Annotated in this window: 9 protein-coding genes; 3 read left to right on the forward strand and 6 right to left on the reverse strand. The window is 72.3% G+C overall.

Features of this window, described 5'->3' with window-relative positions; translation table 11 throughout:
* The first annotated feature begins 5 nt into the window (after nt 1–5).
* On the forward strand, nt 6–1,445 hold the full coding sequence (locus ACTZWW_RS07260; RefSeq protein ID WP_444780275.1) for an ATP-binding protein: 1,440 nt from the start codon (nt 6–8) through the stop codon (nt 1,443–1,445).
* A 6-nt stretch (nt 1,446–1,451) separates the two neighbouring features.
* On the opposite strand, the gene ACTZWW_RS07265 is transcribed toward ACTZWW_RS07260, so the two are convergent.
* Genes ACTZWW_RS07265 through ACTZWW_RS07280 form a run of 4 tightly spaced genes read right to left on the reverse strand, consistent with a single transcriptional unit; the run spans nt 1,452 to nt 6,277 of the window.
* Nucleotides 1,452–2,069: an ABC-type transport auxiliary lipoprotein family protein gene (locus ACTZWW_RS07265; protein WP_444780276.1), complete on the reverse strand. Its 618-nt coding sequence runs from the start codon at nt 2,067–2,069 to the stop codon at nt 1,452–1,454.
* A gap of 55 nt (nt 2,070–2,124) precedes the next feature.
* Nucleotides 2,125–4,374 carry an MlaD family protein gene (locus ACTZWW_RS07270; RefSeq protein WP_444780277.1) on the reverse strand — a complete coding sequence of 750 codons (2,250 nt, stop codon included), beginning with the start codon at nt 4,372–4,374 and terminating at the stop codon, nt 2,125–2,127.
* A gap of 9 nt (nt 4,375–4,383) precedes the next feature.
* Complete coding sequence (locus ACTZWW_RS07275) at nt 4,384–5,196, reverse strand: ABC transporter ATP-binding protein (RefSeq protein ID WP_444780278.1); 813 nt, start codon at nt 5,194–5,196, stop codon at nt 4,384–4,386.
* A gap of 4 nt (nt 5,197–5,200) precedes the next feature.
* Complete coding sequence (locus ACTZWW_RS07280) at nt 5,201–6,277, reverse strand: MlaE family ABC transporter permease (protein ID WP_444780290.1); 1,077 nt, start codon at nt 6,275–6,277, stop codon at nt 5,201–5,203.
* 218 nt (nt 6,278–6,495) lie between these two features.
* On the opposite strand from ACTZWW_RS07280, the gene dgcA reads away from it, so the two are divergent.
* Both dgcA and ACTZWW_RS07290 read left to right on the forward strand, forming a co-directional pair.
* Nucleotides 6,496–7,482 carry an N-acetyl-D-Glu racemase DgcA gene (dgcA, locus tag ACTZWW_RS07285; RefSeq protein WP_444780291.1) on the forward strand — a complete coding sequence of 329 codons (987 nt, stop codon included), beginning with the start codon at nt 6,496–6,498 and terminating at the stop codon, nt 7,480–7,482.
* Nucleotides 7,483–7,721: 239 nt separating this feature from the next.
* On the forward strand, nt 7,722–8,951 hold the full coding sequence (locus ACTZWW_RS07290; RefSeq protein WP_444780279.1) for a phenylacetate--CoA ligase family protein: 1,230 nt from the start codon (nt 7,722–7,724) through the stop codon (nt 8,949–8,951).
* Nucleotides 8,952–9,314: 363 nt separating this feature from the next.
* On the opposite strand, the gene ACTZWW_RS07295 is transcribed toward ACTZWW_RS07290, so the two are convergent.
* Nucleotides 9,315–9,662: a NirD/YgiW/YdeI family stress tolerance protein gene (locus tag ACTZWW_RS07295; protein WP_444780280.1), complete on the reverse strand. Its 348-nt coding sequence runs from the start codon at nt 9,660–9,662 to the stop codon at nt 9,315–9,317.
* A 40-nt stretch (nt 9,663–9,702) separates the two neighbouring features.
* Entirely contained in the window at nt 9,703–9,840 is a 138-nt protein-coding gene (locus ACTZWW_RS07300) for a hypothetical protein (RefSeq protein ID WP_444780281.1), read from the reverse strand.

The raw sequence follows: 9,840 nt of genomic DNA on the forward strand, positions 1-9,840 counted from the left end.
GCGGCATGGACGGCGCCGGCGCCGCCCCGAAGGAGACGATACCGCGGGAGGCGACCGCGCCGCCCGGCCTCCTGCGCCGGACGCTCGGCGCCTTCGGCGCGCCGATCCGCACCTCGGGACGCGTCTACGGGCGCGGCGCGCGCTGGCTCGGCTCGATGATGCCCAAGGGCCTCTACGCCCGTTCGCTCATCATCGTCATCGTGCCGATCGTGCTGCTCCAGTCGATCATCGCCTACGTCTTCATGGAGCGGCACTGGCAGACGGTGACGATGCGCCTCTCGTCCGCCGTCACCGCCGACATCGCGGCGCTGATCGACGTGTGGGAGACCTACCCGCAGGACGAGGAGGGCCGCACGCTCCGGCGCATCGCCACCCAGCGGCTCGGCCTCGACGTCGAGATCCAGCGCGGCGTCGACCTGCCGCCGCCGGGGCCCAAGCCCTTCTTCTCCATCCTCGACGCGGCGCTCTCCGAGCAGATCGCCCGGCAGATCGGCCGGCCGTTCTGGATCGACACGCTGGGGCGCTCGAACCTCATCGAGATCCGGATCAAGCTCGACAACGCCGTCATGCGGGTGGTGGCGCGCCGCAGCCAGGCCTACGCCTCGAACTCGCACATCTTCCTCCTGTGGATGATCGGCTCGTCGCTGGTCCTGATGGCGATCGCCATCCTCTTCCTGCGCAACCAGATCCGCCCGATCCTCACCCTCGCCGAGGCAGCCGAGAGCTACGGCAAGGGACGCGAGACCGACTTCCGCCCTCGCGGAGCGCGCGAGGTGCGCCAGGCCGGCCACGCCTTCATCGAGATGAAGCGGCGCATCGAGCGCGCCCGCGAGCAGCGCACGACGATGCTCAACGGCGTCTCGCACGACCTGCGCACCATCCTCACCCGCTTCAAGCTCTCGCTCGCGCTGATGGACGCGCCGGACGTCGAGGACCTGCGCCGCGACGTCGACGAGATGACCCGCATGCTCGAGGGCTATCTCGCCTTCGCCCGCGGCGACGCGGGGGAGAGCGCGGTGGAGGTCGATCTCTCCGGGCTCCTCGAGGAGGTGGTGTCCGACGCCCGGCGCCAGGGCCATCCGGTGACGCTCGCCATCGAGGGCGACGCCGGCATCATCGTGCGGCCGGACGCGTTCCGGCGGATGCTGACGAACCTCGTCTCCAACGCCGCGCGCCACGGGGACACGATCGCCGTGCGCGCCGTCCACGAGGGCCGCTGGCTGACGATCACGGTCGACGACGACGGACCGGGCATCCCCCAGGAGATGCGCGAGGAAGTGTTCAAGCCCTTCGTGCGGCTCGACGAGGCGCGCAATCAGGACGAGGGCGGGTCGGGGCTCGGCCTGCCCATCGCCCGCGACATCGCCCGCGCCCACGGCGGCGACATCGCGCTCGAGGACGCGCCGCTGGGCGGCTTGCGCGCCGTGGTCCGGCTGCCCGGCTGACGCGCCTCAGGCGTTGCCGCCGCCGGTGCCGGCGAAGCGCACGATGTCGAGCATGACCTCGGCGAGCGCCGCCTCGAGCCCCTGCATGGCCGTGCGGCCCTCGATCGCCGCCACGGGCACGCGGGCGGTGAACACCCGCGCGGCCCCGACGCGCCCGTTCGCCTCGGACACCGCACGCACGGCGATCTCGACCACGGCCTCGCGCGCGGTGACGTCGACCCAGAAGGTGCGGATCGAGGAGTTGAGCTGCCAGTCGGGCGTGACTCGGTCGCCCGGGCGGGCGACGCCGCCGAGCCGGCTCGCGTTCTCGAACGTCTCGACGAGGCGCGTCTGGACGAGGGCGGGGAGCTGGTCGGCGTATTGGACGCCGGGGAGGTAGGACAGCGCCCCGTCGGGCTCGCGCACGACGACGCGCTCCGTGGAGTAGAGCTCGATGGCCGAGGGCTCGACCACGAGGACGAGGCCCGGCAGCCGCATCGGTGCCGAGATCCGCTCCGCCGGCGCGGCGAGCCCGTAGGTCACGAGCGCGGGCGCGGAGGCGCATCCGCCGAGCAGGGCGACGGACCCCAGCGCCAGCGCGGCGGCCAGGATCCGCCCGCGTCCCTCGTGTCGTGTTCCGCTCATCGCTTCACGCCCCCCGAAAACTCGACGCCATCCGAATACGAACCGAGCCGGCGGGTCAACGCCGGCCCTGGTACTCGCGCACGCCCCCGCCGCCGTCGCCGCCGAAGATCACCTGCGACGGGTCGCGCTCGAACGAGCGCACGGCCCGGCCGATGTCCTCGAGCGCGCGTCGGCCCTCCTCGGCGAGCCCCCGCACCTCCTGGATGCCGGTGCCGGTGAAGCTGCCGATGTTGTCGGTCAGCGCCTGCGTGCGCACGTCGAGGTTCTCCGCGAGCACCCGGATCGCGGCGGCCGCCTCGCGGATCTCGTCGAACAGCGCCTCGCCCTCGTCGCCCGCCGCGGTGCCGAGGAAGTCCTCGGCGGCCTGGAGCACGCGGTCGACCCGCCCGGCGGAGGCCTCGAGCTGCTCGGAGATCGAGACGGCGTTGGCGATGACCTGGTCGACCTCCTCCGAGTTCGCGTCCAGCGTCTGCGAGAAGCTCTCGACGTTGGCGATGACCCGCTCGATGCGCTCCGAATCGATCGCCTGCGCGATGCGGCCGATCTCCTCCAGCGCGAGGGTGACGTTCTCGCGGTTGTCGGCGAGGGTCTGCGAGAAGGCGCGGGCGTTCTCGACCGTCGCCGAGACGGCGGCCGGGTCGACGGCGCCGACGAGCGTCTCCACCCGGTCGATGGCGCCGTCGAGCCGCGTCGAGGTCTGCGCGAGCGTCTGCGTCAGGCTCTCCGCGTTGGCGATCACGCGGTCCACCGCCTCGCGATTGGTCGCCAGCGTCTGCGAGAAGGCCTCGACGTTGCCGAGCGTGGACTGCACCACGGCCGGGTCGATCGCCGCGGCGATCTCGCGCGCCTCCGCCAGGGTGGCGGCGAGGTCGGCGCGGGTGTCCGCCAGCATCTGCGAGAACACGCGGGCGTTCTCCAGCGTGGCGGCGACGGTCTGCGGATCGACCGCCGCGACGAGCGCGTCCACCCGCCCGACCGTGCCGTCGAGGCGCGCGGCGGTCCCCTCCAGCGTCTGCGTCAGCGAGCGAGCGTTGGCGATGACGGCCTCGACCTCCCCACGGTTCTCGGCGAGGGTCTGCGAGAAGGCCTCGACGTTGGCGAGCGTCGTCTCGACGCGCGCCGGGTCCACCGCGGCAACGAGCCCGTCTATGCCGTCGAGCGTGGTCTGCAGCGTCTCGGAGGCCGAGGTGAGGCGCGTCGTCAGCTCCGCCGCCTGGCTCAGCACGCGGTCGATGTTGTCGCGGTTGGCGGCGACCGTCTCCGAGACGCCCTCGACGTTGGAGAGCGTCGCGTCGAGCCGCTCGGAGGAGCGCGCCAGCGTCTCGGTGAGGCTCGCGGCGTCCTCGATCACGGCGGCGACCGTCTCGCGGTTGTCGGCGAGCGTCTGCGAGAAGGCGCGCACGTTGACCACGGTGGCGTCGAGCGCCTCGGCGTCGAGCGCGGCGACGAAGGTGCGCACGTCCGCCACCGTCGCCTCGACGCTCGCTGCGGTCTCGTTCAGTCGCGAGACGAGGGCGGCCGCGTCCTCGAAGGCCTGCGCCACCTGTGCCTCGGAATCGGCCAGCGTCTGCGTGAAGGTCGCGACGTTCTCGACCGAGCGCGCCACGCTCTCGGGATCGATCGCGGCGACGATGTCGTTGACATTGCGGGAGAGCTCGTCGAGCGAATCGGCGAGCGGCCCGATGCGGCCCGCCGCCTCGCCCACCTGCTCGAGGAAGCGGTCGATCGCCGGCGCGTTCTCGGCGAGCGCGCGGGAGAAGGCCTCGACGTTCTGGACGGTGGAGGCGATCGCCTGGTCGTTCTCGGCGACGAGCGTGTCGAAGCGGTCGAAGACGTCCGAGGCGCGCCGGGCGATGTTGCGGGCGCTCTCGATCAGGTCCTGGAAGTCCGAGGGCTCGGCCATGATGACGGGCGGCCCGGGCTCCGCATGCGGAAGGAGCGGCTCGGCCTGCGCGCTGCCGCCGGACAGCGCCACGGACGCGATGCCGGTCAGGCCCTGGAACTCGAGCCGCGCGGTGGTGTCCTGGCGCAGCGGTACCGACGGGTCGACGGTCACGTCCGCGACGACGCGGCTCGGGCTGTCATCGGCGATGGCGAGGTTCGTCACCTCGCCGACCCGGATGCCGTTGAAGTTCACCGGCGCGCCCCGCGAGAGGCCGGCCACCGAGCCCTCGAAGACGATGCGCACCTGCGCGCGCGCGCCCGCGCTCTCGCTCACCGCGAACCAGTAGACGAACAGGAACGCCGCGGCGACGACGAGGAGGGTGAAGAGCCCGATGATGGCGTAGTTCGCACGCGTTTCCATGATCGTCCCTCACGCGCTCTCGGATGCGACCGCGCGCGCGCGCTTGCCGTGGAAGTAGGATCGCAGCCACGGATGCTCCGAGGCCAGCATGGTCTCGATCGGCCCCTCGGCGATGACCCGCTGCTCGGCGAGCGCCGCGATCCGGTCGCAGACCGTGAACAGGCTGTCGAGGTCGTGGGTGACCATGTACACGGTCAGGCCCAGCGTGTCGCGCAGGGTCGCGATCAGCTCGTCGAAGTCCGCCGCGCCGATCGGGTCGAGACCCGAGGTCGGCTCGTCGAGGAAGACGATGTCCGGGTCGAGCGCCAACGCCCGGGCGAGCGCCGCGCGCTTGATCATGCCGCCCGACAGCTCCGAGGGAAACTTGTCGGCGGCGTCGGGCTTGAGGCCGACCATCTCGATCTTGAGCATGGCGAGATCGTCCATCATCGCCTGCGACATCTCGCGGTGCTCGCGCATCGGCATCTGGACGTTCTGCTTGACGGTCAGGCCGGAGAACAGCGCCCCGTTCTGGAAGAGCACGCCCCAGCGGGTCTCCATCGCCTGGCGATCGCGCGCCGAGAGCCCCGCGCGGTCCCGCCCGAAGATCTCGATCGAGCCGGCGCGCGTGGGCAGGAGCCCGAGGATCGCGCGCGTCAGCACGGACTTGCCGGTGCCCGAGCCGCCGACGAAGCCGAGGATCTCGCCGCGATAGACGTCGAGGTCGAGGTCACGGAAGATCGTCTTCTCGCCGAAGCCGACCTCGAGCCCGCGCACGCGGATGATGCGCTCGTGGCCTGCCGGCGGAGGGGCGAGGTCGTCGATGCGGCGAGGCTCGTCCATGGGGTCAGAAGTCCAGCGCGGCGAAGAACATGGCGAACAGACCGTCGAGGACGATCACCATGAAGATGGCCTTCACCACGGACGCGGTCACGTGCTGCCCGAGCGATTCGGCCGAGCCCTTGACCGCGAGTCCCTCGATGCAGGCGATGATGCCGATGATCAGCGCCATGAACGGTGCCTTGATCAGGCCCACCAGGAAGGTCGACAGGTCGATCGCCTCGCGCAGCCGGGCGACGAAGACGTCGGGCGCGACGTCGCCGTAGACCCACGCCACGAGCCCGCCGCCGAGGATCGCCGACATCGAGGCGCAGAAGGCGAGCAGCGGCAGGCCGATGACGAGCCCCAGCAGCCGCGGTACGACGAGGACCTCGATGGGGTCGAGGCCCATCACGCGCAGCGCGTCGATCTCCTCGCGCATCTTCATCGCGCCGATCTCGGCGGTGAAGGCGGAGCCCGAGCGGCCTGCGACCATGATCGCCGACAGGAGCACGCCCAGCTCGCGCAGGACCAGGATGCCGATCAGGTCGACGGCGAAGGTCGCGGCGCCGAACTGGCGCAGCTGGAAGATGCCCTGCTGGGCGATGATCGCGCCCACCACGAAGGAGATGAGCAGGATGATGGGAAGGCCGCGCAGGGCGATCTGGTCGATCTGGTTGACGAGCGAGGTACCGCGAAAGCGCCACGGCCTCGCGGCGACCCGCAGGAGCGCCATCATCACCTCGCCCAGGAAGACGATGCCCGAGACGAGGTCGCGCCCCGCCTCCGTCATCACCTGACCCACCTGGACGAGGAAATCCACGAACGGGGAGGTGCGCGCCTGCTCGGGCAGGTCCAGCCCGGCGCGGGCGACCTCCGCGAGCAGCGTGGCGTGCCGGTCGCTCGCCCCGCGCAGGACGGGCTCGGCGCCGGCCGCGGCCATGGCGCGCCGGGCCCTCTCGATCGCGACGGCGCCTGCCGTGTCGAGGCGGCCGAGGTTCGCGAGGTCGAGCGTCGTCGTTCCCTTGGACGCGGCGGTGTCGACGATGGTGTGCGCGACGCGCTCGAGCGTGGTGCCGAACTCGGCCGTCCAGTCCCCCGACAGGGCGAGCGCACCCGAGGCGGCGTCCGCCTGCGGAGCCGGCCGGCGCTCCTCCTCGGGAGCCGTCGCCTGGGGCGCGACGCTTCGGGGTGGGTCGCTCCGGGGCGCGTCGGTCGCGGACACGTGGGCTCGACCCGTCATTCGCCAATACGCATGGTGCATGGGTGATAGCGCGTACGGGCTTCCCGAGTCGAGGCCGGCCGGTCTATTCCTGTGGCATGATGCACCGAAGCCTCACCGTCGCCGCCGAAGCCTTCCCCATCGCCGGCCGTTTCACCATCTCCCGCGGATCGCGCACGGAAGCGGTCGTCGTCCTCGTCACCCTCGCCGAGGGCGGGGCGATCGGCCGCGGCGAATGCGTGCCCTACGCCCGTTACGGCGAGAGCGTTGAGGGCGTCGTCGCGCAGATCGAGTCCGTTCGCGCGGCGCTCGAGGGCGGCATGAGCCGCGAGGCGCTGCAGGACGCGCTTCCCGCCGGAGCAGCGCGCAACGCCGTCGACTGCGCGCTGTGGGACCTCGACGCGAAGCGTTCGGGGGTGCCGGCCGCCGTCACGGCGGGCGTCGACCGGCTGCGGCCGGCGACGACCGCCTACACGATCTCGCTCGACACGCCCGAGGCGATGGAGGAGGCCGCCGCCAAGGCGTCCGCGCGGCCGATCCTCAAGATCAAGCTCGGTGCGCCCGAGGGCGACGCCGCGCGCATCGCCGCGGTGCGCCGCGGCGCGCCGGACGCGACGCTCATCGCCGACGCCAACGAGGGCTGGAGCGTCGAGACGCTGCCCGCGCTGATGGCCGCGTGCGCCGACGCGGGGTTCGCCCTCGTCGAGCAGCCGCTCCACGCCTCGACGGACGAGGCGCTGCGCGGCATCGACCGGCCGGTGCCGCTGTGCGCCGACGAGAGCGCCCACGATCGCGCCGGCCTGGAGCGGCTCGTCGGGCTCTACGACCTCGTCAACATCAAGCTCGACAAGACCGGCGGCCTCACCGAGGCGCTGGCGCTGGCCGAGGCGGCGCAGGCGCGGGGCATGGGGATCTTCGTCGGCTGCATGCTGGCGACCTCGCTGGCGATGGCACCCGCCATGCTGCTCGCGCCCCGCGCCCGCTTCGTCGACCTCGACGGGCCGCTGCTGCTCGCCCGCGACCGCGAGCCGGCGCTCGTCTTCGAGGGCTCGCTGGTGCATCCGCCGGAGCGGGCGCTCTGGGGCTGAGAGGTCGCCCGCGACGCCTCCGGAGGCCGCCGCCGCCTCCCCGGAGGCGAGGACGGAGGCCGAAGGCCGGAGGGCGGGGAGGACGGCGGGCGGCGTGACCAGCCGTCGAACGGCCCCACCGTCCGCGCTCCGCGCGGACTCCTCCCCGCCGGGGAGGAAGCCGCGCGAGGCGCCTTGCGGATCGTGGCGCGCGTCGCTCTTATGGGCGCCAACCACGAGAGATCGCGAGGAGACGCCCGATGAGCGAGTTCTACGACGCGCGCGACACGCGCGACCCCGCCGCGCGCGAGGCCGACCTGTTCGCCCGCCTGCCCGGCGTGATCGAGGCGGCGCTGCGCGCGCCGGGCTGGCAGGCGCATCTCGGCCATGTCGACTGCGCCGCGGTGACGAGCCGCGAGGCGCTCGCGCGGCTCCCCGTGCTGCGCAAGTCGGACCTGCCGCGCCTGCAGAAGGAGAGCCCGCCCTTCGGCGGCTTCCTGCCGGACGGCACCCACGGCCTGCCGCACCTCTTCACCTCGCCCGGCCCGATCTACGAGCCGGAAGGGGAGGGGGCGGACCCCTGGCGCGCCGCCCGCGGGCTCCACGCCATCGGCCTGCGCCCGGGCGACATCGTGCTCAACACCTTCTCGTACCACCTGACACCCGGCGGCTTCATCATGGATTCGGGCGCCCGCGCGCTCGGCTGCTCCGTCATTCCGGCCGGGCCCGGCAACACGGAGGCGCAGCTCGACCTGATCGAGACCCTGCGCCCCGTCGCCTATGCCGGCACGCCCGACTTCCTCAAGATCCTGCTCGACGCCGCCGCCGAGAAGGGTCGCGACGTCTCCTCCATCACGAAGGCGGTCGTCTCCGGCGCGGCCTTCCCGAAATCCCTGCAGGCGGAGCTCGCCGGCCGGGGCGTCGTCGCGCGCCAGGCCTTCGCCACGGCCGACATCGGCTTCATCGCCTACGAGACGTCGGGCGGGGAGGGGATGGTCGTCAACGAGGACGTCATCCTCGAGATCGTCGGGCCCGACGGCCTGCCCGTGCCGCCCGGCGAGGCCGGCGAGATCGTGGTGACGACGCTCGAGCCCCGCCATCCGGTGATCCGCCTGGCGCTCGGCGACCTCACAGCCGCGCTCCCCGCGCCGAGCCCGTGCGGCCGCACCGCCATGCGGATCAAGGGCTGGATGGGCCGCGCCGACCAGACGACGAAGATCAAGGGCATGTTCGTGCGGCCCGAGCAGGTCGCCGAGATCGTCCGTCGCCATCCGGAGATCGAGAAGGCCCGCCTCGTGGTGCGCCGCGCCGGCGAGAGCGACGCGATGACGCTCGACGCGGAGACGGCGCAGGCGACGCCGGCGCTGAGGCAGGCACTCGAGGAAACCGTGCGCGCGGTGCTCAAGCTGCGCGGCGAGGTCGCCCTCGTCGCCCCAGGCAGCCTGCCGCAGGACGGCAAGGTGATCGCCGACGAGCGCCCGATCGGGTGACCATCGAGGCGGCGACTGCCCGATCTTCGAGCGCAGAAAGCGCCACGAACCCCCTTTCCGCTCGGCGATTCGCCGCCTATCATCCTCCTCGTCGTAACCAAGCGAAAGGAGGTGATCCAGTGTCTCTTTGTCAGCGCTGTCACCTCGCCGGGGCTGCCCGCTGAGGTCTTCGGACCCCGACTGGCCTCACGCGTGAGCACCTCGGTGCTTAGCACGGCGAGACATCGTAGAGCCCGCCGGGAGGGAGACCCCCCGGCGGGTTCGTCGTTTCGGAAATTCGGGTGTCGAGACGAGTCGTCTCGTCGAACAGGCTGCTGTTCGCGCGATTGTCGGGGTGCGCGCCGCCGTCGGCGCCCCCGCGGGTCAGTCGTACCGCCGCTCGAAAGCGACGACGGTCCCGTCGGCGCGGGTCAGGGTGCGGGCGTAGATCTCGCGTGGGCCCAGGCCGTCGTCCACGAAGCCGCTCACCGTCACGACCTCCCCGACGTCCGCGGGCACCCAGTTCGGTCCGACGTAGACGCGGATCGTGCCGCTCGCGTCGGCGAGGCGGAACTCGTCCTCGTCGGTGATGCGCTCGACCGTGCCCCGCACGGTCACCATCGTGCCGCGCTGGGCCTCCGCGATGGGCGTGACCGCGACGGGCTGGGCCGCGATCGGGGACGTCACGAGGGGAATGGCGAGTGCGAGCGCGAGGGCGGCGAGGGTCTTCACGACGGATCTCCTTGAGAGCGGGGTGGCACCGGCGGCGGGTTCAGTCGAAGGCGAGGAGGACGAGGACGCCCAGCGCCACCGCGCCGGCCGCGAGCCAGGTCTTCGGCACGCGGATCTCCACCTCGCCCGAGAGCCACGCGCCCGCGCGCCGCACATCGATCTTCTCGATCTCCTTCAT

The organism is Salinarimonas sp. NSM (assembly GCF_052380005.1).
Lineage (GTDB): Bacteria > Pseudomonadota > Alphaproteobacteria > Rhizobiales > Beijerinckiaceae > Salinarimonas.

What these genes read in the sequence shown, in the direction of transcription:
- dgcA (WP_444780291.1), top strand. Translation starts at nt 6,496, where the DNA reads ATGCACCGAAGCCTCACCGTCGCCGCCGAAGCCTTCCCCATCGCCGGC.
- ACTZWW_RS07265 (WP_444780276.1), bottom strand. Translation starts at nt 2,069, where the DNA reads ATGAGCGGAACACGACACGAGGGACGCGGGCGGATCCTGGCCGCCGCG.
- ACTZWW_RS07275 (WP_444780278.1), bottom strand. Translation starts at nt 5,196, where the DNA reads ATGGACGAGCCTCGCCGCATCGACGACCTCGCCCCTCCGCCGGCAGGC.
- ACTZWW_RS07300 (WP_444780281.1), bottom strand. Translation starts at nt 9,840, where the DNA reads ATGAAGGAGATCGAGAAGATCGATGTGCGGCGCGCGGGCGCGTGGCTC.
- ACTZWW_RS07290 (WP_444780279.1), top strand. Translation starts at nt 7,722, where the DNA reads ATGAGCGAGTTCTACGACGCGCGCGACACGCGCGACCCCGCCGCGCGC.
- ACTZWW_RS07260 (WP_444780275.1), top strand. Translation starts at nt 6, where the DNA reads ATGGACGGCGCCGGCGCCGCCCCGAAGGAGACGATACCGCGGGAGGCG.
- ACTZWW_RS07270 (WP_444780277.1), bottom strand. Translation starts at nt 4,374, where the DNA reads ATGGAAACGCGTGCGAACTACGCCATCATCGGGCTCTTCACCCTCCTC.